Raw genomic sequence first — 25,317 nt, forward strand, 5'->3', positions numbered from 1 at the left:
GATGCCGCAGGGCAAGCCGGAACAGATCCCCGACGACGGACTCACCACCCGGCAGCGGCGCCGCCAGCCGGTGCTGGCGGTCCACACCGGCCAGGGCAAGGGCAAGTCGACCGCGGCGTTCGGCATGGCACTGCGCGCCTGGAGCGCCGGCTGGCCGATCGCGGTGTTCCAGTTCGTGAAGAGCCCCAAGTGGAAGGTCGGGGAGGAGACGGCGCTGCGTACCCTCGGCGAGAGCGGCCGGGGCGGCAGCGTGGTCTGGCACAAGATGGGCGAGGGCTGGTCCTGGATCCAGCGCCCCGGCACCGAGCGGGACCACGCCGCCGAGGCCGCCGAGGGCTGGGCGCAGATCAAGCGCGACCTCGCCGCCGAGGCGTACCGCTTCTACGTGCTGGACGAGTTCACGTACCCGGTCAAGTGGGGCTGGGTGGACGTGGCCGACGTGGTCGCCACCCTGCGGGACCGGCCGGGCAACCAACACGTCGTGATCACCGGCCGGGACGCGCACCCGGAGCTGGTGGAGCTGGCCGACCTGGTCACCGACATGACGAAGATTCGGCACCCGATGGACGCCGGCCGCAAGGGCCAGCAGGGCATCGAGTGGTGAACGTACCGCGCCTGGTCGTCGCCGCCCCCGCCTCCGGGCACGGGAAGACGACCGTCGCCACCGGACTGCTCGCCGCCTTCGCGGCCCGCGGCCTGCGGGTGGCCGGCTTCAAGGTGGGACCGGACTACATCGACCCCGGCTACCACGCGCTCGCCGCGGGGCGGCCCGGCCGCAACCTCGACCCGGTCCTGCTCGGCGCGGAGCTGGTCGCGCCGCTGTTCGCGTACGGCGCGACGGGCGCGGAGCTGGCCGTGGTCGAGGGCGTGATGGGCCTGTACGACGGGCGTACCGGCGCCGGCGACCTCGGTTCCACCGCGCACGTCGCCGCGCTGCTCGACGCCCCGGTGGTGCTCGTCGTCGACGCCTCCGCGCAGGGGCGCTCGATCGCGGCGCTGGTACACGGCTTCCGGTCGTTCGGATCGGTCCGCATCGCCGGGGTGATCCTCAACCGGGTCGGCTCCGACCGGCACGAACAGCTGCTCCGCGACGCCTGCGACGAGGTCGGCACGCCGGTGTTGGGCGCGCTGCGCCGGCACCGGGCGATCGCCGCCCCGTCCCGGCACCTGGGCCTGGTGCCGGTGGTGGAGCGACGGGCCGAGGCGACCGAGTCGGTGGCCGCGCTCGGGGCGCTCGCCGCCGACGCGCTGGACCTGCCCGCGCTGCTGGCGGTGGCCCGGGCCGCGCCGCCGCTGCCGGTGACGCCGTGGGCGCCGCCGGCCGCGCCGCCGGCCGCGCCGCCGCCGCCGCGCCGGCCGGTCGTCGCGGTCGCCGGCGGCCCGGCCTTCAGCTTCGGCTACGCCGAGACGCCCGAGCTGCTCCGCGCCGCCGGCGCCGAGGTGGTCCCGGTCGACCCGCTACGCGACGAGGCGCTGCCGCCCGGCACGGCCGCGCTGGTCGTCGGCGGCGGCTTCCCTGAGGTGTACGCCGACCAGCTCGCCGCCAACGCGCCGCTGCGCGCGGCGGTGGCCGCGCTCGCCGCCACCGGCGCGCCGATCGCCGCCGAGTGCGCCGGCCTGCTCTGGCTCTGCCGCAGCCTGGACGGCGCGCCGATGTGCGGGGTGCTCGACGCCGAGGCGACGATGACCGAGCGGTTGACGCTGGGCTACCGCGACGCGGTGGCGCTCACCGACAGCCCGCTGATGCCGGTCGGCGCCCGGGTCACCGGGCACGAGTTCCACCGTACGGCGGTCAGCCCGGCGGCCGGCGCGACCCCGGCGTACGGGTGGCGGCCCGGCGCCCCGGAGGGTTTCGTCTCCGGTGGCGTGCACGCCTCCTACCTGCACCTGCACTGGGCCGGACGGCCCGAGATCGCGCGGCGCCTGGTGGCGGCATGCGGCTGATCGTGGGGCTCGGCGCCCGGGCCGGCGTCGCCGCCGACGAGCTGGAGGCGCTGGTGGCGGCGGTGCTCGCCGACGCGGGACTGGAGCCGGCGTCGGTCGGCACGCTCGCCACCCTCGACCGGCGCGCCGGTGAGCCGGGGGTGGTGGAGCTGGCCCGCCGGTTCGGCTGGGCGCTGGTCGGCTACCCGGCCGAGCAGCTCGCGGCCGAGGCGGTACCGCACCCGTCGGAGCGGACCCGGGGCGCGGTCGGTACGCCCAGCGTGGCCGAGGCGGCGGCGCTACGCGCGGCCCGCGACGCCACCGGTGGCGTGCCGGGCCGCCTCGTCGTCCCCCGACGCGGCGGCGGCCCGGCCCTCGCCGCCGTCGCCGCCCCTACCCCCGCCGACCTTCCCGTCGATCATGGAGTTGTGGCTGGCACTATGCCCGGATTCGCGACTTTCGAGAGGGCCACGACTCCATGATCGACGAGTACGGCGCGGGGCTGCTGCGGTTCTGGCGCGAACGGCACCTGGTCAGCCTCACCACGCTGCGGCGCGACGGTACGCCGCACGTGACGCCGGTCGGGGCGACCCTCGACCCCGCCACCGGCACCGCCCGAGTGATCTCCTCGCGCGGCTCGCAGAAGGTCCGCAACGTGCTCGCGGCCGGCCCGGGCGGTGCCCCGGTCGCCCTCTGCCAGATCGACGGCCGGACCTGGTCGACCCTCGAAGGCCGGGCGGTGGTCCGGACCGAGCCCGAGGCGGTCGCCGACGCCGAGCAACGCTACGCCCAGCGGTACCGGCAGCCACGCCCGAACCCGGACCGGGTGGTCATCGAGGTCCGGATCACCCGGGTGCTCGGCAATGCCTGAACACGGGCCGGCCTCCGGCGCGGTCGTCGCCTCCGACCCGGTGCCGGCGCCCGGCGGGCGGGCGGGGCGCGACGTCGCGGCGGTCACGGTGGTCGGCATCGGCGCCGACGGCTGGGCCGGGCTGACCGAGCCGGCCCGGGCGGCGCTGGGCGCGGCCGAGGTGCTGTTCGGCAGCGCCCGCCAACTCGCCCTGCTCCCGGCCGACCCGGGTCCGGACCGGGTCGTCTGGCCGTCGCCGCTGCTGCCCGCGCTGCCCGGCCTGCTCGACGCGTACGCCGGTCGCGCGCTCGCCGTGCTGGCCAGCGGCGACCCGATGTTCTTCGGCATCGGCACCACGCTGGTCCGGCTGCTCGGGCCGGACCGGGTGCGGGTCGTGCCGCACCCCTCGTCGGTCTCGCTCGCCTGCGCCCGGCTCGGCTGGCCGGTGGAGGAGACGGAGGTGGTGAGCCTCGTCGGCCGCCCCCTCGAGCTGCTGCACCGGGCGGTGCACCCGGGACGCCGGCTGCTCGTCCTCGGCGCCGACGGGCGTGCCCCGGCCGCCGTCGCCGACCTGCTCACCGCGCGGGGCTACGGCGGGAGCGGGCTGACGGTACTGGAGTCGCTCGGCGGCCCCGACGAGCGCGTCCACCACGGCACGGCCGGTCGGTGGGGCGAGCGTACGGCCGGACCGCTGCACATCGTCGCGGTCGAGTGCCGGGCCGACCCGGACGCGGTACGGCTGCCACCGGTGCCCGGACTGCCGGACGACGCGTACGAGCACGACGGGCAGCTCACCAAGCGCGAGGTACGCGCGATCACGCTGGCCGGGCTCGCCCCGCTCCCCGGTGAGCTGCTCTGGGACGTCGGCGCGGGCGCCGGCAGCATCGCCATCGAGTGGTCCCGCGTCCACCCGTCCTGCCGGGCCGTCGCGGTCGAGCGGGACCCGGAGCGGGCCGCCCGGATCGGGCGCAACGCCGCCGCGCTCGGCGTACCGGGGCTGCGGGTCGTGGTCGGGGCCGCGCCCGAGGCGCTGGACGGGCTGGAGCCGCCGGACGCCGTCTTCGTCGGCGGCGGGCTCACCGCCCCCGGGCTGGTCGACCGCTGCTGGCGGGCGCTGCGCCCCGGCGGTCGGCTGGTGGCCACCGCGGTCACCCTCGAATCGGAGCGCCTGGTGGGCGAGGCGTACGCCCGGCACGGCGGCGACCTGACCCGGATCGCGGTGAACCGGGCGGCGCCGGTGGGGGGCTTCACCGGCTGGCGGGCCGCGCTGCCGGTGACCCAGTGGACGGTGGTGAAGCGATGACCGTGTACTTCACGGTGGTGAAGCGATGACCGTGTACTTCATCGGCGCCGGACCGGGCGCCGCCGACCTGATCACGTTGCGCGGCCGGGACCGGCTCGCCGCCGCACCCGTCTGCCTGTACGCGGGCAGCCTGGTCCCGGCCGAGCTGCTCGACCACTGCCCGCCCGGGGCCCGGCTGGTCGACACCGCGCGGATGAACCTCGACGAGATCGTCTCCGAGCTGGTCGGGGCGCACGCCCGGGGCCAGGACGTGGCGCGGCTGCACTCCGGCGACCCGTCGGTCTTCAGCGCCGTCGCCGAACAGATGCGCCGCCTCGACGCCGTCGGCGTGCCGTACGAGGTGGTGCCGGGGGTACCGGCCTTCGCCGCGGCGGCCGCCGCGCTGCGCCGGGAGCTGACCGTACCCGGGGTCGGGCAGACCGTGATCCTCACCCGTACCGCCGCGCGGGCCACGCCCATGCCGCCCGGGGAGGAGCTGGCGACGCTGGGGCGCAGCCGGGCCACGCTGGTGCTGCACCTCGCCGTGCAGCGGATCGAGCAACTGGTCGAGGAACTGGTGCCGAACTACGGCGCGGACTGCCCGGTCGCCGTGGTGGCCCGGGCGAGCCGGGACGACGAGCTGGTGCTGCGCGGCACGCTGGGTGAGATCGCCGAGCGGGTACGGTCGGCCGGGGTGGTCCGTACCGCGGTGGTGGTCGTCGGCGCGGTGCTGACGGCGGAGCAGTTCCCGGACAGCCACCTCTACTCGCCCGACCGATGCCGCCCCGCCCCCAACTCGTCGATCTAGGGCAAATCGTCGTGATTGGAGATCAATCCACAAGGATTTGCCCTAGATCGACGAGGGAGTCGGTCAGTGGGCGCGGCCGACGATGGCGCCGGCCCGGTCGATGACGACGACGTCGACCGCGACCGGCGCGCCCCGGAGCACCTCGACGGCGGCGTCCCGGGCGCCGGCGGCCACCAGGTCGCCCAGCGGCAGCCCGGCCGCCTGGCACTGGCGCAGCGCGTCCAGCGCCGTGTTCGCCCCGCGCACCCCCTCGACCAGCGCCGGCCCGGCCCCGGCGCCGGCGACCAGGTCGGCGAGCTGCCCGAAGTCGACCTGCGAACGCGCCGAGTGCAGGTCCAGGTGCCCCGCGGCGAGCTTGGTGAGCTTGCCGATGCCGCCGGCCACGGTCAGCCGGGGCACCGGATGCCGGCGCAGGTACTTGAGCACCGCCCCGGCGAAGTCGCCCATGTCGAGCAGGGCGTCCTCGGGGAGCCCGTACAGCTCCGCGGCGACCCGCTCCGAGGTGCTGCCGGTGCAGGCGGCGACGTGCCGGTGCCCGGCCGCGCGGGCCACGTCGACGCCCCGGCGGATGCTGTCGATCCAGGCCGAGCAGGAGTACGGCACCACGATCCCGGTGGTGCCGAGGATGGAGAGCCCGCCCAGGATGCCGAGCCGCGGATTCCAGGTGCGCCGGGCCAGCTCCGCGCCGCCGTCGACGGAGATCTCCACGACCACGTCGCCGCTGGCCCCGTGCGCCCCGGCGACCCGGGCCACCGCCGCGCGCATCATCTCCCGGGGCACGGGGTTGATCGCCGGCTCGCCGACGGGGAGCGGCAGGCCGGGCTTGGTCACCGTACCGACGCCGGGGCCGGCCAGGAACGTCACGCCGCTGCCCGGCGCGCCGGCCCGTACCGTCGCCGAGACGAGCGCGCCGTGCGTGACGTCCGGATCGTCGCCGGCGTCCTTGATCACGGCGGCCGTCGCGCTCTCCGGCGCCAGCCGCTCCCGGGCCAGCGCGAACGCGGGTCGCTGCCCCTTCGGCAGGATGACCTCGACCGGGTCGGGGAAGGCGCCGGTCAGCAGCGCCGTGTACGCGGCGGTGGTCGCCGCCGTGGCGCAGGCGCCGGTCGTCCACCCGTACCGCAGGGGAGTGCTGGTCGTCCTGCCGCTGGTCACCGGGTCAGCATGCCCGCCGGCCGCGCCCGCCGCGCAGCGGGGCCCCGATGAGTGAGCCACCCGCCGCCGACCGCCCCGCCGCGCCGCCCGCGTCCGCCGCGCCGCCCGCGTCCGCCGCGCCGCCCGCGTCCGCCGCGCCGCCCGCGTCCGCCGCGCCGGATCCGATCGCACCCCGGGCGGAGCGGCCGGGGACCGTGCTGCTGCTCGGCGGTACCGCCGAGGCCCGCCGCCTGGCCGGACTGCTCGCCGCCCGGCCCGGCCCGCGCGTGGTGACCTCGCTCGCCGGACGGGTGGCCCGACCGGTCCTGCCGCCCGGTGAGGTACGCGTCGGCGGGTTCGGCGGTCCGGCGGGACTGGCCGAGTGGCTGCGGCGGGAGGGCGTGACGGCGGTGGTGGACGCCACCCATCCGTTCGCCGCCCGGATCACCGCCTCCGCCGTCGCGGCCAGCGCCGAGGTCGGCGTACCGTTGCTCGTGCTGCGTCGGCCGGGCTGGACGGCCGGGCCGGGCGACGACTGGCACCGCGTACCGTCGCTGGAGGCTGCGGTCGACCCGGTCGCCGCGCTGGGGGAGCGGGTCTTCCTCACCATCGGGCGCCAGGGGCTGGCCGCCTTCGCCGGGCTGGACCGGCCGTGGTTCCTGGTCCGCGCGGTCGACCCGCCCGAGCCGCCGCTGCCGTCCCGGGCCGAGGTGCTGCTGGATCGGGGACCGTTCACCGTGGACGGTGAGCTGGCGCTGCTGCGCCGGTACCGGATCGACCTGCTGGTCACCAAGGACAGCGGCGGCGAGATGACCGCCGCCAAGCTGGTCGCCGCGCGGCGGCTCGGCCTGCCGGTGGTGGTGGTGGACCGGCCTCCGCTGCCGGCGGTGCCGCGGGTGGCGAGCGTCGAGGCCGCGCTCGCCTGGCTCGCGGACCGTCCCGACCGCGCGGGCTGAGCCGGGCCGGCCGCGCGGGCTGAGCCGTCCCGGCCGCGCGGGCTGAGCCGTCCCGGCCGCGCGGGCTGAGCCGGGCCGGCCGCGCGGGGTGGGGGTGGCCGCGCGGGGTGGGGGTGGGGCCCGCCGTGCCCCGCGAATCCCGTCAGGCTTGATGTCTTCGCGGCGCACGGCGGGCCCCACCTGGCGGTTGCGGTCCGCCCGGCGGCGCGGTTGGGCCGGTCAGGGGCGCTTGCGTGGGAAGGTGAGCGCCACCAGCAGGGTGCTCACGGAAATGATCGCCGAGGCCGTGAACGCCGCGGTCATGCCGGTGATGAGCGCGTGGTGCGCGGTGGCGGGGCCGGCGGGCAGTCCGGCGCCCGCGTGCCGCGACGCGCTGCCGAAGACGGTGACCAGCACGGCCAGCCCGAGCGACGCACCCGTCTGCTGCATTGTCTGCAACGCGCCGCCGGCCGCACCGGCATCCGCCGGGGCGACGCGGGACATGATGACCGGCGTGAGCGGTACGAAGCCCAGCCCGCCGCCGATGCCCATCAGCAGCATGGGACCGAGCAGGCCGTCGACGTAGCCGCTGGTGGCGGAGAGCTGGGTGAGCCAGACCAGCCCGACGATCATCAGGAGTGATCCGCTCACGGCGAGCGGCCGGGGGCCGAAGCGGGGCAGCAGGTGCGGGACCAGCCGGGTCATCGTGAACATGCCCGCCGCCATCGGCAGGAAGGCGAACCCGGTGCCGAGCGCGCCGAGTCCCCGTACCTCCTGGAGGAACTGGGTGAGGAAGAAGAACATCGACATCATCGCCGCCGGGCCGAGGAAGAAGTTCAGGAAGCCGGCGGCGCGGTCGCGGTCGGCGAAGAGGCGCAGCGGCAGCAGGGGTTGCGGGGCGCGCAGCTCGATCGCGAGGAATAGTACGAGCAGTACCGCCCCCGCGACCAGCGTGCTGAGGGTGGTCGGGTCCGACCAGCCGACCGAGGCGGCGTGGATGAAGGTGTAGACCAGGGCGGCGACGGCGGCGGTACCGGTCAGTGCGCCGGGCAGGTCCAGCCGGGCGGGGTGCCGCTGCGGCTCGCGGACGTACCGGGGCGCGAGCAGCACGGCGGCCAGCCCGAGCGGCACGTTGATGAACAGCACCCAGCGCCAGGAGGCCACCTCGGTGAGGGCGCCACCGACGATCAGACCGACGGCGAAGCCGCCGCTCGCCACCCCGGAGAGCAGTGCCAGCGCGCGGATCCGAGCGCGCGGCTCGGTGAAGGTCGTGGTGATCAGGGCGATCGTGCTGGGGCCGGCCGCGGCGGCGCCGACACCCTGGAGGACCCGGGCGGCCAGCAGCCAGCCGGGCGTGGTGGCGAAGCCGCCGAGCAGCGAGGCGAGGGTGAAGAGCGCTATCCCACCGACGAAGGTCCGGCGGCGGCCGAGGATGTCCCCGGTCCGGCCGCCGAGGAGCAGCAGCCCGCCGTAGGCGAGCGTGTAGGCGCTCATCACCCACGCGAGGCCGGTGGGGGAGAAGTTCAGGTCGCTCTGGATGCCGGGCAGCGCCACGTTCATCACGGTGGCGTCGAGGATCAGCATGAGCTGGCAGGTGACGATGATGGCGAGGGCCAACCCGGGCCTGTGCCGGCGCGCGTCGACGCGTCCGGCGGTGATCGTGGGCAGGGTCTGTTGCGACACCGCGTACTCCAGGGGAAAGGACGAATAACCGGAGATAGCCTCCGGTTCGTACCCGGCTAGCATATGGAGACCGGCTCCGTTTGCCAAGACTATCCGGAGGAAGTCTCCGCTTGGTGGTTCGGGGAGCCGGGCGGGTCGGCAAGCGCGGCGGGTCGGGAAGCGCGGCGGGTTGAGGAGGCGGGCAGGTGGACAACCCCGGACGGCAGATGCGCGCGGACGCGCGGCGCAACCGCGAGCGGCTGGTCGCCGCGGCCCGGGAGGCGTTCACCGAGCACGGCCCCGACGCGGCGCTGGACGAGATCGCCCGGCGCGCCGGCGTCGGTCCCGGCACCCTCTACCGTCACTTCCCCAACCGGGAGAGCCTGCTCGGCGCGGTCTACCGCGGCGACATCGAGGCGCTCGCCGAAGCCGCGGAGGAGCTGGCCGCAGCCCATCCGCCCGAGGAGGCGCTGGGTCGGTGGTTGGGCCTGCAGCTGGAGTACGCCCGGCAGAAGCGCGGCCTGACCGCGGCGCTCAAGAGCGCGCTGGCGGCCGACGGCGAGACCCTCGACTGGTGCCGGACCACGCTGCGCGGCGCCCTGGGCATGCTGCTGGAACGCGCGCAGGCCGAGGGGTTGATCCGGCCGGACGTGGAGCCGACGGAGCTGCTCCGGCTGGTGCACGCCGTGGCGGTGGCGAGCGAACCGGAACCCGGGCAGGCCGAGCGGCTGCTCTCGTTCGTCCTCGACGGGCTTCGTAGCCGCGACGGGCGGTAGGTGCCGGGGCGGTAGGTCCCGGGAGGCGGTGGGCCCACGGTGGGTGGTGGGGCCCACGGTGGGGCTGTGCGTTGGAAGTTGCCGGTCAGTAGCATAAATATGGCGAAAATTTCCGTTCCGACCCTTGCCGGATGTGCACAGACTTCGATCTCCTGGGCGCGTCGTCGGCGCCCGCCGCGGCGTGACCGAGTCCTGGGGGAAGGAATTGATCAAATCACGACGTCTCGGCTGGTCGGTGGCGGCAGGGCTCGCCATCGTCCTGGTCAGCGCGGGGACGGCGCAGGCGCATCACCGCACCGGCACCGAACCGGACCGGCCGTACGCGCAGCCGGCGACCGCGCCCACCCGCGGCTGCGCGACCGTCGCGGCCACGCCGTCCGCCCCGCCGGCCGCCAGCATCCCGGCCATCCAGGTCATCTACGCCTGGCACGACGGGGACGGCAACCACTACGAGGAGTCGGTCGAGCAGATCGCCCGCATCGTCGACCGGATCGACTGGGCGCTCGACGAGTCGAGCAACTACGACCAGCACCTCAACCTGAGCTGCCGCTACACGCCGAACGGCACGTACGCCGACTACGCCCGCGCCCTCGTCCAGGCGGAGAAGATCGAGGCCGGTACGACCAGCTTCACCAGCTCCGCGACGGTACGCGCCGACCTGAACGGCGCCGGGTACGCCGACAGCAACCGCTACTACCTGGTCTTCACCGACTTCGAGTCCGAGTCCGACTCGAACCTCTGCCCCACCACCGGCGGTTACTGCTACTCGGTCGTCGAGGTCTGGGACAGCGGCGTGGCCGGCCACGAACTCGCCCACAACCTCGGCGCCGGGCACGCCTGGATGACCGAGGCCGGCCAGCAGTACGTGCCGGACATCATGATGGGCTGGGAGTGGTACTGGCTCTTCGACCCGGGGTTCCGGCAGTACTACGACCCGAGCGAGCTGACCGCCAGCTTCTACATCGACCCGTATCCGTCGACCACCCGGGCCAACATCGCCACCCACCCGGCGCTCACCGTACCGACCTGCTGTGACAGCGGCGCCAACAGCGACCTGCTGACCGCCCAGGAGCGCACCGTCGAGGCGACCGCGCCGGGCGCCGCCGCGACCGGCTTCGGCGTCACCGGCGGCGCCACCGCCGGGGTCACCGCCGCCTGCGGGGTCAGCGGGGTCTCCTGCAAGTACTTCGACGGCCGCCGCTCGCTGCGGGTCACCACCAGCGCGTCGGCCGCCTCCGGCACGGTGATCACCCGGCGGCCGGACGTCACGGCCGGGCAGACGTACAAGTACCTCGTCCGGCTGCGCGCGGACACCGCCGGTACGGTGCGGCTGCGACTGAACTGGTACAACTCCGCCAACACCCTGGTCTCCAGCAGCCAGAGCGCGGACATCGGCGTGACCACGAACTGGCTGGAGTGGCGGCTGACCGCGGCGGCGCCCGCCGGCGCGACCCGGGTCGAGGCGGCCGTGATCGCCCCGGTGCAGACGTCGTTCACCTTCAACGCCGACTCGTTCCAGCTGAACCACTGCAACCCGAACTGCCGGATGGACACCTGAGCCGTACGGCCGGCCACCTCGACCGAGGTGGCCGGCCATTTCCCGCGCGGGCAACGTACGCGCCGCGGATCATCACGTTCCCCGCCGGGGGCATTCCGCGCGCCGTGCGACACGGCGCCCCGGGCCGGGGGTTCGGGGAATCAGGACGAGCAGCTGTTCAGCATGGTCTGCAGGGCGGACTTCTCCGCGGACTGCAACCGCAGCCCCCAGTGGTACTTCGAGTGCACCCACATCTTCGCGTAGGTGCAGCGGTACGCCGTACGGCTGGGCTGCCAGGTGGACGGGTCCTGGTCGCCCTTGGACTGGTTGACGTTGTCCGTCACCGCGATCAGCTGCGGGTAGGTCAGGTCGTTGGCGAACGACTGCCGGCGGCTGGTGGTCCAGGTGTTGGCGCCCGAGCGCCACGCCTCGGCCAGCGGCACCACGTGGTCGATGTCCAGGTCGGACGGATTGGTCCAGGTCGCACCGTCGTACGGGCTGTACCAGCTGCCCGAGGTCGGCGTGCAGGAGCTGTTCACCGTCACGCCGGTGCCGTCGCGGCGCAGCACCGTCTCCCGGGTGTCGCAGGCGCCGGAGATGGTGATCCAGTGTGGGAAGAGGTCCCGGGAGTAGCCGGTCAGTGAACCCTCGGCGGCGACGGTGAGGGCGTTGAGTTCGCTCTGGGCGGTGGCCTTGCTGGGAATGTTCGGCGGGGTGGCGCCGGCCGGCGCGGCCAGGACCAGGGACGTGGTCAGGCCGGCCAGGGCGGCGGCCACGAGGGCCGGCCGGAAAAGCCGGAACCGTCGGTGCGGACGGGACAAGGGGTGCCTCCCGAAGGCGTGTGGGGGTACGGGACCGCCAAGATCGATCATGCGCGTGACCGCGCCATGACGATCCCGTGTCCAGCCATCGACGGCCGCCCGAAGCCTCGGCGGCGCACCCGCCGCCGCAGGTACCGCTAGCCGAGCCGGCCCGCCTCGTGGACCAGGGTGAGGAACGCGCGGAGGTTCGGTACGCGGTGCACGCTCACCAGCCCCCACGCGATGCGCCTGCCGCGCGCGGTGACCTTGACGTTGCCCCGGTCCACGTCGATTTTCTCGATCTCCGCCCAGCCCAGCCGCTTCCGGTTCCGGTTGAACCAGACGGCCACCGAGAGCCCGTCCGGCTCGATCGCGTACGGTCCGAATTCGAGCCGCCCGCCCTGCCGCAGCGCCGCGCGCATCCCCGGCAGCTGGGCGGCCGTGATCCGCGGGTCGACCAGCTCGCGGAAGTCGTCGGCGATGTGCCGCTCGGTGCGGGTGGTCTCGCCGCCCACCCGGTACCCCCGGCCGTCGCGCAGGCCGAACCAGCACATGATGTCGGTCCCGCGGTAGCCGCCGTTGACGTACTTGCGGGTGATCTGCTGGGTGAAGCGCTCGACCTCGTCGTAGCGGAAGTGGAACGGCTCCGCGTCGCCGCCCGGGGCGACCACGACCCCCTGCTCGAAGACGCCGACGGTCATGAGCTTGCCCCGTACGGCCTGTAGCCGCGAGCCGCCCGCCATGACCCGGATCGGCGCGCCCAGCGAGCGCTCGCGCGCGATGGCCAGGAACGCCGGTGGGACCGGTACGTCGTCGTGGCGTGTCATCCCGCCCCACCTCCCGAGTCCGTGCGGTACGCCGGAATCGTCGAGGGCTCACCAGGTCGGGTCAATGGCACTTGCTGCCACGTCGCGCCGCGCACCTTCCGGCGCGGAGCGGTGCCGCGCGTCGGCCCGCCCTAGCGGCGGGCCGACGCGCGGCGTCGGTTTCAGCAGTTGGCGGTCAGGCCGGCCCAGTCGGCGCGGTCGTTGTACCCGCCGTCGCCACCGTCGCCGACCACCAGGTCCAGCACCCGCACGCCGCCGAGGTCGACGTCGACCTGGCGCGGGTCGTCGCGGGTGACCACCCCGCTGTCGAAGAGGACCCGGCCGTCGGCGACCACCTGGAACGTCGACGTGGCGCCCTCGGGACCGACGTTGCGGACCGCGTCGTCCAGGCCCACGGTCGCGGTCAGCCGGGTGCACCGGTCGCCGACGTAGTAGCGCACGGTGGACGGCGACGCCACCCCGAGGCCGGTCGGGTAGACCTGGCCGACCAGGCTGATCGGCGAGCCGCCGCCCACGCTCTGGTCGACCGTCGGGCTCATCCAGCCGCTGGTGGCGCTGATCCAGGTGTGGTGCGAGAGCGGGACCTCGCCGTCCGGCGGCACCGGCGCGACCACCACGGACGAGGCGGTCGACTGCTGCAACCGGCCGCGCCCGGCCACGTCGTACGACGTGGTGGCGGTCAGCGTGGCGGAGCCCGGCGCCGCGGCGGCGGGCAGGGCCACCGCGAAGGTGAAGGTGGCCGAACGGCCGCCGGGCAGTGACTTCGGCGCCGTGCCGAGCGCCCGGACGGTCCAGCCGTCGGGCGCCGTGAGCCGTACCCGGGGTGCGGAGACCGGCTGCGCGCCGTCGTTGCGCACGACCACCTCGACCGTCGCCTCGTCGCCGCCGGCGACCACCGGCGCCGAGCCGGCCGGGGTCGGGATCGCGCCGACCCGGGTCACCTGGGGGAGCCCGGCGGTCACGTGCGGTACGCCCGGCGCGCCGTGGGCCGTGCCGACCCGCAGCAGCGCCGCGCCGTGGGCCGGCACCGCCGCGCTGAGGGTACCGGCGCTCTCGGTCACCCGGTTGGTCCACGCGTCGCGGACGGTGAACCGCGAGCCGGTCAGGCCCGTCGAGGCGGCGCTGGTGGTGAGGATCGCCGGGCTCTCGCCGCGGTTGAGCAGCACCACCGCCCGGTCCCCGTTCGCCAGGCGTTTCACCCAGGTCTCCGTGGTGCCGGCCGGGCCGACCCGGACCGCCTGCACGCCGGCCGGGTCCTGGTTGATCGCCAACGCGTCCGGGTCGGCGAGGATCTCGACCGAGGTGCGGCCGAGCTTGCGGACATCGCTGCCGATCACCAGCGGCGCCGCCGCGACGGACCAGAGCGTCATCTGGGTACGGAACTCGTCGTCGCTCATCCCCAGCTCGGGCGCGAGGTAGTCCGGGTCGTTGAAGTGGCCGGGGCCGGCGACCTCGGGGTGCCGCGCGTTCGCGTCGTAGTTGCGCAGGACGTCCTTGAACTTGATGTCACCGACGAAGCCGACGTCGGTGTAGGTGCGCCAGGACTGCGCGATCGCCGGGGCGTAGCTCCAGGAATACGTCGACTGCTGCTCCTCCGGGTAGTCGCCCCAGTCCGGGGAGGTCACCGGGTTGCAGAGGTTGAAGATGATCGGCCGCTTGCTGGCGTTGTCGCGCAGCGCCCGCGCGAAGTCGGTGTAGACCGTTTTCGGGTCCAGGTCGGCGGCGATGCCGCAGAGGAAGTCGACCTTGACCGCGTCGAACTGCCAGGCGGCGAACTGGTCCGCGTCGCGCTGGTAGTAGCCGCCGCTGCCGAGCCCGCACCTGCCGGGGATGTACGGGCCGGCGTCGGTGTAGATTCCGGCCCTGAGGCCCTTGGCGTGGATGTAGTCCACCAGCGGCTTCAACCCGTTCGGGAACCGGGTCCGGTCGGCCTGCAGGTCGCCCGCGGCCGTACGCGGCTCCGGGTCCTGCCAGCCGCCGTCGAGCCAGACGATGTCGTAGCCGGCCGCGGCCAGCCCGCGCGAGACGAGCGCGTCGGCGACCTCGCGTACCGACTGTTCGGAGAAGTCGCCGCCGAGGCCGAAGTACGTGTTCCAGCCCTGGTACGGCGTGGGGCTGAGCAGCTGTGCCGGCGCGGGTGTGCCGCTCGCGTCCCCGACCGCCTGCGCGGGGGCGGGCGCGACCAGCAGTCCGGCCGCGAGGGCGGCCAGCGCGGTGAGCGCACGTGGTTTCACATGGATTCCTTTGCTGCCGGGAAAGGAGTGCGCCAGCGGCACCGCGTGTCGCGGGGCGGTGCCGCGAGCGGGTCGGTTTGTTTCGCCAGATCTTGCCGCCGGTTACCGGGGCGTGTCAATAATAATTCGTAAATTATGAGCTGACTGTAGGTAGACGCGCGCCCCGGCGCGCGGAAGGGCCCGCCTACCGGGGCAGGGGAGGGTGGCGGGAAGGCGCCGCCGAGCGGTGCCGGGGAAGGGCGACGGCCCGGCCGGACCGCGGTCGCGGCTCCGCCGTCCACGGTATGTCGTGACCGGCTACAGTGCCGCGACCAGCGCCTCGCCGTGCTTGCGCACCCACTTGGCGGCGACCGCGTCGAGGTCGGCCAGCTCCGGTTCGAGGACCGCGAGCGGCTCGACCGGGGTCGCCGCGCCGAGCTCGCCGAGCAGCGTGGTCAGTGCGGACCCCACGGCCCGGCGCGAGTTGAGCCGTGGGTTGCCGATCAGCTCGACGATGTCGGCCTGCTGCGTCGTCATCGGTGCTGCGCTCCTCGTGACAGCGGGCGTGGTCCGGCGGGCGGCGTGCGGGGCCGCCCGGCCGGATAGTCCCATCTAATGGATAGGAAAACTATGCTTTCGTCAACCGCGCCACCGCCACCGCACTGCCGTTCGCGGGCCGGAGCGGGGAGAATGCCCGGATGAGGCGAGTGCTCGTGACCGGCATGTCGGGTACCGGCAAGTCGTCGGTGGTCGACGCCCTGGCCGAGCGTGGCCACCGGGCGGTGGACGCCGACTACGGCGGGCTGTCGCACCTGGTGGCGGTGCCCGGCGACGAGCTGACCGGGGTGGGCGCGGGACGCGACTGGGTGTGGCGCGAGGACCGGATCGAGCGGCTGCTGGCCACGGACGACGGCGACCTCCTCTTCCTCGCCGGCTGTGCCCCCAACCAGGGGAAGTTCTATCCGCGCTTCGACCACGTCATCCTGCTCACGGCGCCGGCCGAGGTCATCGCGCGGCGGCTGGCGACCCGGACCACCAACCCGTACGGCAGGCGACCCGACCAGCTCGCGCGGACGCTCGAACTGAAGCGGACTGTCGAGCCGCTGCTCCGGCGGGGCGCGGATCTCGAAATCGAGACGACGCTGCCGCTGGACGAGGTGGTCGCCGCGATCCTCCGTCACGTGCGGCCCTCCGGCGCGCTCCCGTACGGCGGGTCCGACTCGTCGTGGTCTGGCGACCACGTGGGGTAAAACCTACTTGACATGTAGGAGATGCAGGTTGATCATTGGGGGCATGACCAGCCAGGAGGCGGACCTCGACGGCACGGGCGTCGCGGTGTCGCGCGGGTACTGTCGAGCCTGGACCGCCATCCGCGGCCGTTAGCCCCGCCGGACCCGCCGCGATCCGGATCGGGCGCCGCGGTGCTCGGCGAGGGTGGCACCACGGCCCCCATCCTCGGCCGGAACGATCACAGTCCACCATCACCCGGCCGCGACGATCACCTGCCGGATCCCCGGCCCCGCCCCGCGCCGGTGTGACCGGACCCCGTCGCCCGCCGCACGAGCGATCCTTCCGTCCCGCCGCGGCGACGGCCAGCGGTACGACCGCGACCGCCACGAGGTGCCCTCGATGGACCCGATCCACCCGCTGACGACATCGGAGGAAACCATGACGGTCACCGCCGACCCCGTCGCACCGGTCGACCCGGACGCGTTCCGGGCGCTGCTACGCCGGCAGGCCGCCACTGTCGCCGTGGTGACCGCCGCCGGGGAGCCACCCGTCGGGTTCACCGTCACCTCGCTGACCTCGGTGTCGCTGCGCCCGCCGCTGCTGTCCTTCTGCATCGCGCACACCTCGTCGAGCTGGCCGACGGTGGCGCGTACCGAGCACGTCGCGGTGCACCTGCTGTCGCGGCCCCAGCACGCCGTGGCCCGTACCTTCGCCACCAGCGGCATCGACCGCTTCGCCCAGCACCCCGACTGGCGGACCGGGCCGTACGGGGTGCCGCTGTTGCACGACGTACTGGCCTGGCTGGTCTGCCGGGTGGTCAGCCGGGTCACCGCCGGCGACCACGAGATCGTACTGGTCGAGCCGAGGCTGGCCGACTACGCCGCCGAGGGGGAGCCGCTGCTCTACCACATGGGCCGGTACGTGGCGCTCGGCGCGGAGGCCGACGCGGCCGGCGGCGATCCCGGCACCGGCGTGCCGCGCGCGGCGTAGCGGCCGGGCCGGAACGGGCCACGCCAGCGGGAACGGCCAGCACGCTGTCCGTCCCCGCCCGTCGGCGCGGGCCGCCGCTCAGAAGGCCGCCAGCACCGAGCCCTGGTACTTCTCCTCGATGAACTTCTTCACCTCGGGGGAGTGCAGCAGCTCCTCCAGCTTGCCCACCCGCGGGTCGCTCTCGCCGCCGTCGCGGACCACGACGAGGTTCGCGTACGGGTTGCCCTCGCCCTTCTCCAGCACCAGCGCGTCGGTGGCCGGCTTGAGCCCGGTCTCGATCGCGTAGTTGCCGTTGATCACCGAGGCGGCGGTGTCGTCCAGGCTGCGCGGCAGCTGGGCCGCCTCCAGCTCGCGGAACTGCAGCTGCTTCGGGTTCTCCGCGATGTCCCGCTGGGTGGCCTTCACGCCGGCGCCGTCCTTGAGCTTGATCAGCCCGTTCTGGGCGAGCAGGTTGAGCGCCCGACCGGAGTTCGACGGGTCGTTCGGGATCGCGATCACGCCCTTGGCCGGCAGGTCGGCGAGGTTCTTGACCTTCTTGGAGTAGAGGCCGAGCGGCTCGATGTGCACCGGCTTGAGCGCGGTGAACTTGTAGCCCTTGGCGGCCTTCTCCTCGTCCAGGTACGGCACGTGCTGGAAGTAGTTGGCGTCCAGCTGCCCGTCGGCGAGCGCCCGGTTCGGCTGGACGTAGTCGGTGAACTCGACGATGTCCAGCTTCAGCCCCGCCTTCTCCGCGAGGTTGTCCTTGACGTACTTGAGGATCTCGCCGTGCGGCACCGGGTTGACGCCGACCTTGAGCGCCGCGTCCGGCGGGGTCGACGTACCCGTCTCGTCGGACGAGCCGCAGGCGGCCAGCCCCAGGACGAGCGCGGCGGCGGCGATGGTAACGGTCAGGGTGCGTCGCAAGGGGATACCTTTCTGTTCCGCGCCGCGGCGGGTCCGCGGGCGTTGCTCAGCGGTGGGAGAGACGCCGGGCGACCAGGTCGCCGAGCATCTGGACGAGCTGTACGACCACCACCAGCAGGACGACGGTGCCGATCATCACGTCGTCCTCGAAGCGCTGGTAGCCGTAGCGCAGGGCGAGGTCGCCGAGTCCGCCGCCGCCGACCACGCCGGCCATCGCCGAGTACCCGATCAGCGCGACGACCGTGATGGTCAGCCCCGCGACCAGGCCGGGCCGGGCCTCGCGGAGCAGGAGCTTGAAAATGATCTGCGAGCGGGAGGCGCCCATGGCCCGGGCCGCGTCGATCACGTCTCGGCCGACCTCGCGTACCGCCGCCTCGACGATCCGGGCGTAGAACGGGATCGCGCTCACGGTGAGCGGCACGATGGCGGCGGTGGTGCCGATCGTGGTGCCGACCAGTGCCCGGGTGAAGGGGATGATCGCCACCAGCAGGATGATGAAGGGCAGCGACCGCCCGACGTTCACGACGAGGCCCAGCAGCGCGTTGAGCGGCCGGGCCGCGAGCAGGCCGCCGCGGTCGGTCAGCACCAGCAGCACGCCGACCAGCAGCCCGCCGACGGCGGAGAGCAGGGTGGCGACGCCGACCATGTACGCCGTCTCGCGCAGCCCCTGCCACAGCATCGGGGCGAGATCCGGCGAGATCACCGGGCCACCTCCACGGCGAGGCCGGCCTCGCGCAGGCCGCGTACCGCCGGCTCGACCCGGTCGGGCGTTCCCGGCACGGCCAGGCGCAGCCGGCCGGCCCGCCCGGCGGCGAGCTGCTCCACGGCGCCGCCGACGATCCGCACGTCCAGGTCGTACCGGCGGCTCAGCGTCGAGACGACGGTCTCGTCCGCGGTCCGGCCGGCGAGCGTGACGTCCAGCAGCACGGTCTCCGGCAGCGCCGGCACGGGGCCGAGCGGGAACAGGTCGCGGGCCAGCTCGGAGCCGGGACGGGCGATCAGGTCGGCCACCGGCCCCGACTCGACGAACCGGCCCTCGCGCATCACCGCGACCGAGTCGCAGAGCCGCTTGACCACGTCCATCTCGTGCGTGATCAGCAGGATCGTCAGGCCGAGCCGGCGGGTGAGGTCGCGGAGCAGGGTCAGGATCGCGCCGGTGGTCTCCGGGTCCAGGGCCGAGGTCGCCTCGTCGGAGAGGAGCACCCGGGGCCGTCCGGCGAGCGCCCGGGCGATGCCGACCCGCTGCTTCTGGCCGCCGGAGAGCTGCGCCGGGTACGCGCCGGCCCGGTCGCTCAGCCCGACCAGGTCGAGCAGCTCCGCCACCCGCGCGGCCCGCTCGCGGCGCGGCACCCCCATCACCTCGAGCGCGAACTCCACGTTGCCGGCCGCGGTTCGGGAGCTGAGCAGCGCGAAGTGCTGGTGGACCATCCCGATGCCCTGCCGGGCCCGGCGCAGCCGGTCCTCGCGCAGCGCGGACAGCTCGACACCGTCCACGACGACGCGGCCCTCGTCCGGGCGCTCCAGCAGGTTGACGCAGCGCAGTAGGGTGCTCTTGCCGGCGCCGCTGCGCCCGACGACACCGAAGACCTCGCCCTCGCGGACGTGCAGGTCCACCCCGTCGACGGCGGTCACGGGGTGGCCACGGCCGCGGAAGGTCTTCCGGAGACCGTCGATGCGAATCACGGATGCGTCCTCGTCGATCTGGTGATGGGGTGGGGGACGGGCGAATTTCCCACTATTCCTATAGTGCTAGACGACTTTTTGCAACGAGTGCGAGATCACATGCCGCGACGGCACGCGCGCTGCCGGTACGGTGGTCCGTCGGGCGCGCGGTGACGTGAGGCGCGCGGTGGCGTGCGGCGGGTCGGGGTGCGGCCCGGATCAGGGGAGGAACGAGCGTGCACGGGACCTGGGGCGATGACGAGGTCGTGGCGCTGGCCAGCGAGCTGATCGCGATCGACACCAGCAACACCGGGGACCCGACCGCGCCCGGCACCGAGCGGGCCGCCGCCGAGTACGTGGCGGCGAAGCTGTCCGAGGTGGGCTACGAACCGACCTATGTGGAGTCCGGCGCGCCCGGGCGCGGCAACGTGGTGGTACGGCTGCCCGGCGCCGACCCGACCCGCGGCGCGCTGCTGGTGCACGGCCACCTCGACGTCGTACCCGCCGACGCCCGCGAGTGGTCGGTGCACCCGTTCTCCGGCGAGGTCCGCGACGGTTACGTCTGGGGTCGCGGCGCGGTCGACATGAAGGGCATGGTCGCGATGACCCTGGCCGTGGCCCGGGCCTTCAAACGCGCCGGCGTCGTCCCGCCCCGGGACCTGGTCTTCGCCTTCCTGGCCGACGAGGAGGCGGGCGGCTTCTACGGCGCCCGATGGCTGGTCGAGCACCGCCCCGAACTCTTCGAGGGGGTGACGGAGGCGATCAGCGAGGTCGGCGGATTCTCGGTCACCCTCGCCGACGACGCGCGCGCCTACCTGGTGGAGACCGCGGAGAAGGGCGTGATGTGGCTGCGCCTGCGGGTGCGGGGCAGCGCGGGCCACGGGTCGATGCTGTACGACGACAACGCGGTGGCGAGGCTGGCCGCCGCCGTCAGCCGCCTCGACGCGCACCGGTTCCCGCTGGTGCTCACCGAACCGGTCCGCGAGCTGCTGACCGGCGTCGCGGAGATCACCGGGGTGCCGTTCGACGAGGGCGACCCCGAGGCGGCCGTCGCGCGGCTGGGCAACCTGTCGCGGATGATCGGCGCGACGCTGCGGGACACCGCCAACGTCACCATGTTCGAGGCCGGCTACAAGGCCAACGTCGTGCCTTCCGAGGCGCGGGCCACCGTGGACGGGCGCATGCTCCCCGGCCGGGAGCGGGCGTTCGAGGCGGAGCTGGCCCGGCTGCTCGGCCCCGAGGTCGAGCTCGAGTGGGACAGCCTGCCGCCGGTGCAGACCACCTTCGACGGCGCGCTGGTGGAGGGGATGGCGGCGGCCATCGCGGCCGAGGACCCGGGCGCCCGGGTGCTGCCGTACATGCTGTCGGCCGGCACCGACGCCAAGTCCTTCCAGCTGCTGGGCATCCGCCACTTCGGGTTCGCGCCGCTGCGCCTGCCGCCCGATCTCGACTTCTCGGCGCTGTTCCACGGGGTCGACGAGCGGGTACCGGTCGACGCGCTCACCTTCGGTACCCGGGTGCTGCACCGCCTGCTGCGCGACTGCTGACTCGGCCTAGCTTCCGCCCCGCGCCTCGACCGGCGGCGAGGTGTGCGCCCGCGCCTCGGCGGCGGCCGACTCCGGGTCGCCGGCCCGGATCGCCTCGACCAGCCGCGAGTGGTCCATGTACTCCTCGGGGCGCAGCTCGGTGCCGAAGTGCTCCCGCAGCGAGTCCCGCAGCACCTGTCCCAGGTCGGCGTAGAGGCCCGCCAGCACGTCGTTGTGCGCGGCGGTCACCACCGCCAGGTGGAAGGCGATGTCCACGTCCGCGAAGACGTCCCGGTCGCCGCCCACCCAGGCCCGCTCGCGCTGCTCCAGCAGAGCGTCGAGCCGCCGCAGGTCCTCGTCGGTACGTCGCCGCGCGGCGAGCCGCGCCGCCGTCGCCTCCAGCGCGCCGCGTACCTCGACCACCTGCGCCTGCTCGGCCGAGGCGAAGCGGCGGCGCATCACCCCGGCCAGCTCGCTGGTCGCCGCCACGTAGGTGCCCGAGCCCTGCCGGATGTCGAGCAGCCCGTTGTGCGCCAGCGCGCGCACCGCCTCGCGGACCGTGTTGCGGGCCACGCCGAGCTGTTCGACCAGCTCCGGCTCGGTCGGGATGCGAGAGCCCACCGGCCAGGCCCCGGAGGTGATCTGCTGCCGCAGCTGGGCGATCACCTCGTCGGAGAGCCCGGACCTGCGGGCCACCGGTCCCAGATTCATCCCATGATTATATGATTGGATGATGTCGAGCGAGAAGGCGACGCGCCCGGGTCCGAGCCCCCGACCCGGGCGGGCGCCGGTCGCCACCGAGGCGACCGCCACCGGGGCGACGCGCCGGCTCGCGACGGCCGCGGTCGTGCTCGCCGCCGTCAACCTGCGGCCGGCGGTCACCAGCCTCGGGCCGGTACTCGCCGAGGCCCGCGCCGGCCTGGGCATGAGCGCCGCCGTCGCGGGGCTGCTCACCTCCGTACCGGCCGCGTGCTTCGCGCTGGTGGGCGTGCTCGCACCCCGGCTGGCGCGGCGGTACGGCGCGGCGGGCGTGATCGCCGCCGGCACGGCGCTGGTCACCGTCGGGCTCGCGGTCCGGCCGTTCGCCGGCTCGACCGCCCCGTTCCTGCTGCTCAGCGCGCTGGCGCTGGCCGGGATCGCGGTGGTCAACGTGCTGCTGCCGGCCGTGGTCAAGCAGCGCTTCCCGGAGCGCGTCGGCGCGATGACCGGGCTCTACTCGATGGCGCTCAACCTCGGCGCGGCCGGCGCCGCCGGGCTCACCGTACCGGCGACGCACGCCCTCGGCGGGGACTGGCGGCTCGGCCTGGCGGTCTGGGCCGCGCTCGCGGTCGTCGCCGTACCGCCCTGGGTGGCCCTGCTCCGGGCTCGCCCCGGCACCGCCGGGGCCGACGGGAGCACGGGCGCCGCCGCCGGAACCGTCCCGGCCGGCGCCGCACCGGTAGCCGATTCCCGGATCACCGCCCACCCGGTGGCCTGGGCGCTCGCCGTCTACTTCGGCCTCCAGGCCACCGCCGCGTACGTGATCATGGGCTGGCTGCCGCAGATCTTCCGCGACGCCGGGCTCCCGGCCGAGACCGCGGGCCTGCTCTTCGCCGTCACCTCGCTGCTGGGCGTACCGCTCTCCTTCGCGCTGCCGGCCGTGGCCGGGCGGCTGCGCGACCAGAGCGGCCTCGCGGTCGTGCTCGGCTGCTTCGGGCTCGCCGGCTACGCCGGCCTCTACTTCGCCCCGGCCGCCGCGCCGTGGCTCTGGGCGGTGCTGATCGGCGTCGCGAACTGCTCCTTCCCGCTGGCGCTCACGATGATCGGGCTGCGCGGCCGGGACACCGCGACCGTGGTCCGGCTCTCCGCCTTCGCGCAGAGTGCGGGGTACCTGCTCTCGATCCCCGGGCCGGTCCTCGTCGGCGTGCTCTACCAGCACACCGGGGGCTGGCGGCTGCCGCTGCTGCTGGTCTCCGTGCTCATGCTCGGGCAGATCGTCGCGGGTCGCCTCGCCGGTCGGGACCGGCAGATCGGCTGACCGGGGCGGGGGTTCAGCGGCCGAGCGGCGGCGCCGCCACGGGCGACGCCGTGCCGCCGCGGCGCCGTCGCGGTGGTGTCGCCGGCCCGGCTGACGCCGCGCGGTCGCGACGCTACCGCCGGTGGCCGGGCCGGGAGTACCGTCGCGGCGTGACCACCACCTTCGTGACACGGCGACTCCGGCTGCGCGAGATGACGCCCGAGGACTTCGACCTCATGGCCGATCTCCTCGGTGACCCCGACGTGATGCGGCACTACCCGCGACCCAAGACGCGCGACGAGGCCCGCCGCTGGATCGAGTGGAACCAGCAGCTCTACCAGGAACGCGGCCACGGCCTCTGGGCGATGTTCCTGCGGGAGACCGGCGAGTTCGTCGGCGACTGCGGGCTGACGCCCCAGCGGGTCGACGGCGTGGAGGAGCTTGAGGTCGGCTACCACGTGCGCACCGCGCTGCAGGGGCGGGGGCTCGCCACGGAGGCGGCGTCGGCCTGCCGCGACTTCGCCCGCAACACGCTGCGGGCGGACCGGCTGGTCGCCGTCATCGCCCCCGCCAATGTACCGTCGCAGCGGGTCGCCGAGAAGCTCGGCCTCTGCCTGGAGAAGCGGACCACCGGCTACGGCGCCGGCGACCGCGAACAACTGATCTACGCGATGGCGCTGATCTGACCGGTGGACCGGCCCGGCGGCCGCCCTGGCCGGCCTGTTCCGGGGAGCGAGGACGAACCCGGCGGCCGCGCTCCGCTAGCCGAGCATGGCGAGCATCTGTTTGATCTGGGCGTTCCGGGACGCCTCGATCCGCCCGGCGAGTTCCTTGGTGGCGAAGTTCGTCCCGCCGCGCAGTTCGGCGCCGGCCAGCTCGGCGGCGTTGTGCTGGTGGGCGACGAGCAGGTTGAGGAACTTGCGTTCGAAGTCCGCACCGTCGGCCTGCCGCAGCGCCTCGATCTCGGCCGGGCCGGTCGCCGGCATCCCGCCGTGGTGGGCGTGCGCGTGCGCGTTCGAGTCGGCCTCGGTCGGCCGGCCCCAGGACCGCAGCCAACCGGTCATCGTCGCCACCTCGTCGGTCTGCGTGACGTCGATCGCGGCGGCCAGGGTCCGTACCTCATCGCGGGTGGCCTTGCGCTCCGCGAGTCGTACCATCTCCAGCCCCTGGCCGTGGTGGGTGACCATCATCTGGAGGAACATCACGTCGGCCTCGTTGTACCGTCCGCCGGCCGAGGCGCCCGCCGCGCCCGTCGCACCCGCGGCCGGGGTGCGGTTCGCCTCCCGTCGGGCGGCGGGCGCGCCCGCGCAGCCGCTGAGCAGCAGCAGTACCGCCGCGGCGGCGACCAGCCCCTTCATCGCGTGCCCCCTGACTCGACGTGGCGCCCGGCGGCGCGGGTCCGCGTACCGCTGCGGTGCGCGGACCCGGTCCGGTCCGTCAGATCCGTTCCCACAGGGCCGGGGCGTTCGGCGGCTCCCAGCCCGGAATCGCGGTGTGCGCCTGCCGGCAGCGGTACGTGGCGCCGCCGTAGGTCACCTGGCTGCCGACCTGGTACGCGGTGCCGGCCGCCCAGGTCCCGCCCGCCGGCGGCGGCGTCGGAGAGGTGGTCGGGCGCGGGGTCGGCGTGGGGGTCGGGGTGGGCGGAGGAGTGCCGCCACCGCCGCCGCCGATCTGGAGGTCGACGCAGGAGTAGAAGGCGTTGGCGGTGTCGGCGATGTTCCAGATGGCCAGCAGCTTCTGCCGGCCGGACCAGCCGCTGAGGTTCACCTGGTGCGACACCGTCGCGCCGGGCTGCCGGCCGCCGTCGTTGAAGAGCGCCACCCGGCTGTTGCCGATGTAGTACTCCCAGGTGCTGGTGGCGTGCCGGGCGGTGAGCACCCAGTTGAAGGTGACCGTGCCGCTGACCGAGGTGGCCGGCCAGTTCTTGCTGTTGTCGTCCAGCTGGGCGAAGCGGCTGTTGCCGCCGCTGCAGCTGCGCAGCCCCTTCGGGCCCTCGACGCTCTGCGGCTCGTAGACGATCTCGCCGCAGTTCGACACCCGGCCCTGGGCGCACATCGCCTGCCGGCTGGGCGGGGACGAGATGTAGCCGTGCGCCTGCGCGGGTGCGGCTACCGACAGGGTGGAGACCACGGCGCCAACCGCGAGGAGCGGAAACGTGATGGTACGTCGCATCGGACACTCCTTTCGAAAAGCTGGGATGGACGGAACTCCCGATCCGCATCGGCGCCAATGCGAACGGATAGTTTTCGGTGATGGGGGATGC

The 25,317-nt window shown here is 74.3% G+C and carries 26 protein-coding genes; 14 read left to right on the forward strand and 12 right to left on the reverse strand.

Annotated elements, in window-relative coordinates:
* Window position 1 precedes the first annotated feature (1 nt).
* Genes cobO through cobM form a run of 6 tightly spaced genes read left to right on the forward strand, consistent with a single transcriptional unit; the run spans window position 2 to window position 4,863 of the window.
* Window positions 2-604: a cob(I)yrinic acid a,c-diamide adenosyltransferase gene (gene cobO, locus AB0J86_RS17715; RefSeq protein ID WP_363858240.1), complete on the forward strand. Its 603-nt coding sequence runs from the start codon at window positions 2-4 to the stop codon at window positions 602-604.
* A complete protein-coding gene (locus tag AB0J86_RS17720; RefSeq protein ID WP_363858242.1) occupies window positions 598-1,944 on the forward strand; it encodes a cobyrinate a,c-diamide synthase in 1,347 nt (448 codons plus the stop codon). The genes cobO and AB0J86_RS17720 overlap by 7 nt, the downstream gene beginning before the upstream one ends.
* Window positions 1,935-2,405, forward strand: coding sequence for a cobalamin biosynthesis protein (locus AB0J86_RS17725; RefSeq protein ID WP_363858244.1), 471 nt, complete (start codon window positions 1,935-1,937; stop codon window positions 2,403-2,405). The genes AB0J86_RS17720 and AB0J86_RS17725 overlap by 10 nt, the downstream gene beginning before the upstream one ends.
* Window positions 2,402-2,794: a TIGR03618 family F420-dependent PPOX class oxidoreductase gene (locus AB0J86_RS17730; protein WP_363858246.1), complete on the forward strand. Its 393-nt coding sequence runs from the start codon at window positions 2,402-2,404 to the stop codon at window positions 2,792-2,794. Before AB0J86_RS17725 ends, AB0J86_RS17730 begins: the two co-directional genes overlap by 4 nt.
* Window positions 2,787-4,076, forward strand: a complete 1,290-nt coding sequence (cbiE, locus tag AB0J86_RS17735; protein ID WP_363858248.1) for a precorrin-6y C5,15-methyltransferase (decarboxylating) subunit CbiE — start codon at window positions 2,787-2,789, stop codon at window positions 4,074-4,076. The genes AB0J86_RS17730 and cbiE overlap by 8 nt, the downstream gene beginning before the upstream one ends.
* 25 nt (window positions 4,077-4,101) lie before the next feature.
* Complete coding sequence (gene cobM, locus AB0J86_RS17740; RefSeq protein WP_363858250.1) at window positions 4,102-4,863, forward strand: precorrin-4 C(11)-methyltransferase; 762 nt, start codon at window positions 4,102-4,104, stop codon at window positions 4,861-4,863.
* Between the two features lie 63 nt (window positions 4,864-4,926).
* Here the strand turns inward: cobM and AB0J86_RS17745 are convergent, their stop codons facing one another.
* The gene (locus AB0J86_RS17745; protein WP_363858251.1) at window positions 4,927-6,018 is read right to left on the reverse strand and encodes a cobalt-precorrin-5B (C(1))-methyltransferase; all 1,092 of its coding nucleotides are present in this window, start codon (window positions 6,016-6,018) and stop codon (window positions 4,927-4,929) included.
* 47 nt (window positions 6,019-6,065) lie between these two features.
* Between AB0J86_RS17745 and AB0J86_RS17750 the strand changes: the two genes are divergently transcribed.
* Window positions 6,066-6,953, forward strand: a complete 888-nt coding sequence (locus AB0J86_RS17750) for a cobalt-precorrin-6A reductase (RefSeq protein WP_363858253.1) — start codon at window positions 6,066-6,068, stop codon at window positions 6,951-6,953.
* A gap of 219 nt (window positions 6,954-7,172) precedes the next feature.
* Here the strand turns inward: AB0J86_RS17750 and AB0J86_RS17755 are convergent, their stop codons facing one another.
* On the reverse strand, window positions 7,173-8,615 hold the full coding sequence (locus AB0J86_RS17755) for an MFS transporter (protein WP_363858255.1): 1,443 nt from the start codon (window positions 8,613-8,615) through the stop codon (window positions 7,173-7,175).
* Between the two features lie 185 nt (window positions 8,616-8,800).
* Here AB0J86_RS17755 and AB0J86_RS17760 point away from each other — a divergent pair, with 185 nt between their 5' ends.
* Both AB0J86_RS17760 and AB0J86_RS17765 read left to right on the forward strand, forming a co-directional pair.
* Entirely contained in the window at window positions 8,801-9,370 is a 570-nt protein-coding gene (locus AB0J86_RS17760) for a helix-turn-helix domain-containing protein (protein ID WP_363858257.1), read from the forward strand.
* 205 nt (window positions 9,371-9,575) lie between these two features.
* Window positions 9,576-10,928: a hypothetical protein gene (locus tag AB0J86_RS17765; RefSeq protein WP_363858259.1), complete on the forward strand. Its 1,353-nt coding sequence runs from the start codon at window positions 9,576-9,578 to the stop codon at window positions 10,926-10,928.
* Window positions 10,929-11,068: 140 nt separating this feature from the next.
* Here the strand turns inward: AB0J86_RS17765 and AB0J86_RS17770 are convergent, their stop codons facing one another.
* From AB0J86_RS17770 to AB0J86_RS17785, 4 genes are all read right to left on the reverse strand, one after another.
* Window positions 11,069-11,683 (reverse strand): HNH endonuclease family protein, encoded by a 615-nt coding sequence (locus tag AB0J86_RS17770; RefSeq protein ID WP_363858305.1) that lies wholly within the window; start codon window positions 11,681-11,683, stop codon window positions 11,069-11,071.
* A 182-nt stretch (window positions 11,684-11,865) separates the two neighbouring features.
* Window positions 11,866-12,534: a DUF6585 family protein gene (locus AB0J86_RS17775; RefSeq protein WP_363858261.1), complete on the reverse strand. Its 669-nt coding sequence runs from the start codon at window positions 12,532-12,534 to the stop codon at window positions 11,866-11,868.
* A gap of 161 nt (window positions 12,535-12,695) precedes the next feature.
* Window positions 12,696-14,768: an NPCBM/NEW2 domain-containing protein gene (locus AB0J86_RS17780; RefSeq protein WP_363858263.1), complete on the reverse strand. Its 2,073-nt coding sequence runs from the start codon at window positions 14,766-14,768 to the stop codon at window positions 12,696-12,698.
* Between the two features lie 297 nt (window positions 14,769-15,065).
* Window positions 15,066-15,284 carry a hypothetical protein gene (locus tag AB0J86_RS17785; protein WP_363858265.1) on the reverse strand — a complete coding sequence of 73 codons (219 nt, stop codon included), beginning with the start codon at window positions 15,282-15,284 and terminating at the stop codon, window positions 15,066-15,068.
* 161 nt (window positions 15,285-15,445) lie between these two features.
* Here AB0J86_RS17785 and AB0J86_RS17790 point away from each other — a divergent pair, with 161 nt between their 5' ends.
* Both AB0J86_RS17790 and AB0J86_RS17795 read left to right on the forward strand, forming a co-directional pair.
* Window positions 15,446-15,997 carry an AAA family ATPase gene (locus AB0J86_RS17790; protein WP_363858267.1) on the forward strand — a complete coding sequence of 184 codons (552 nt, stop codon included), beginning with the start codon at window positions 15,446-15,448 and terminating at the stop codon, window positions 15,995-15,997.
* A 418-nt stretch (window positions 15,998-16,415) separates the two neighbouring features.
* Window positions 16,416-16,967, forward strand: coding sequence for a flavin reductase family protein (locus AB0J86_RS17795; protein ID WP_363858307.1), 552 nt, complete (start codon window positions 16,416-16,418; stop codon window positions 16,965-16,967).
* A 78-nt stretch (window positions 16,968-17,045) separates the two neighbouring features.
* Here AB0J86_RS17795 and AB0J86_RS17800 read toward each other — a convergent pair whose 3' ends face one another.
* Genes AB0J86_RS17800 through AB0J86_RS17810 form a run of 3 tightly spaced genes read right to left on the reverse strand, consistent with a single transcriptional unit; the run spans window position 17,046 to window position 19,553 of the window.
* Window positions 17,046-17,870, reverse strand: coding sequence for a MetQ/NlpA family ABC transporter substrate-binding protein (locus AB0J86_RS17800; RefSeq protein ID WP_363858269.1), 825 nt, complete (start codon window positions 17,868-17,870; stop codon window positions 17,046-17,048).
* 46 nt (window positions 17,871-17,916) lie between these two features.
* Window positions 17,917-18,549, reverse strand: coding sequence for a methionine ABC transporter permease (locus AB0J86_RS17805; protein ID WP_363858308.1), 633 nt, complete (start codon window positions 18,547-18,549; stop codon window positions 17,917-17,919).
* 20 nt (window positions 18,550-18,569) lie between these two features.
* Entirely contained in the window at window positions 18,570-19,553 is a 984-nt protein-coding gene (locus AB0J86_RS17810) for an ATP-binding cassette domain-containing protein (protein ID WP_363858271.1), read from the reverse strand.
* A gap of 215 nt (window positions 19,554-19,768) precedes the next feature.
* On the opposite strand from AB0J86_RS17810, the gene AB0J86_RS17815 reads away from it, so the two are divergent.
* Window positions 19,769-21,079 carry a M20/M25/M40 family metallo-hydrolase gene (locus AB0J86_RS17815; protein ID WP_363858273.1) on the forward strand — a complete coding sequence of 437 codons (1,311 nt, stop codon included), beginning with the start codon at window positions 19,769-19,771 and terminating at the stop codon, window positions 21,077-21,079.
* A 6-nt stretch (window positions 21,080-21,085) separates the two neighbouring features.
* On the opposite strand, the gene AB0J86_RS17820 is transcribed toward AB0J86_RS17815, so the two are convergent.
* Window positions 21,086-21,769, reverse strand: coding sequence for a FadR/GntR family transcriptional regulator (locus tag AB0J86_RS17820; RefSeq protein ID WP_363858275.1), 684 nt, complete (start codon window positions 21,767-21,769; stop codon window positions 21,086-21,088).
* A 22-nt stretch (window positions 21,770-21,791) separates the two neighbouring features.
* On the opposite strand from AB0J86_RS17820, the gene AB0J86_RS17825 reads away from it, so the two are divergent.
* Entirely contained in the window at window positions 21,792-23,075 is a 1,284-nt protein-coding gene (locus AB0J86_RS17825) for an MFS transporter (protein WP_363858277.1), read from the forward strand.
* A 149-nt stretch (window positions 23,076-23,224) separates the two neighbouring features.
* Window positions 23,225-23,740, forward strand: a complete 516-nt coding sequence (locus AB0J86_RS17830) for a GNAT family N-acetyltransferase (protein WP_363858279.1) — start codon at window positions 23,225-23,227, stop codon at window positions 23,738-23,740.
* Window positions 23,741-23,815: 75 nt separating this feature from the next.
* Here AB0J86_RS17830 and AB0J86_RS17835 read toward each other — a convergent pair whose 3' ends face one another.
* Both AB0J86_RS17835 and AB0J86_RS17840 read right to left on the reverse strand, forming a co-directional pair.
* The gene (locus AB0J86_RS17835; RefSeq protein WP_363858280.1) at window positions 23,816-24,412 is read right to left on the reverse strand and encodes a DUF305 domain-containing protein; all 597 of its coding nucleotides are present in this window, start codon (window positions 24,410-24,412) and stop codon (window positions 23,816-23,818) included.
* A gap of 79 nt (window positions 24,413-24,491) precedes the next feature.
* Complete coding sequence (locus AB0J86_RS17840; RefSeq protein ID WP_363858282.1) at window positions 24,492-25,226, reverse strand: lytic polysaccharide monooxygenase; 735 nt, start codon at window positions 25,224-25,226, stop codon at window positions 24,492-24,494.
* Window positions 25,227-25,317 lie beyond the last annotated feature (91 nt).

Origin of the sequence: Micromonospora sp. NPDC049559, from assembly GCF_040676675.1 — a bacterium.
Lineage (GTDB): Bacteria > Actinomycetota > Actinomycetes > Mycobacteriales > Micromonosporaceae > JBFAPK01.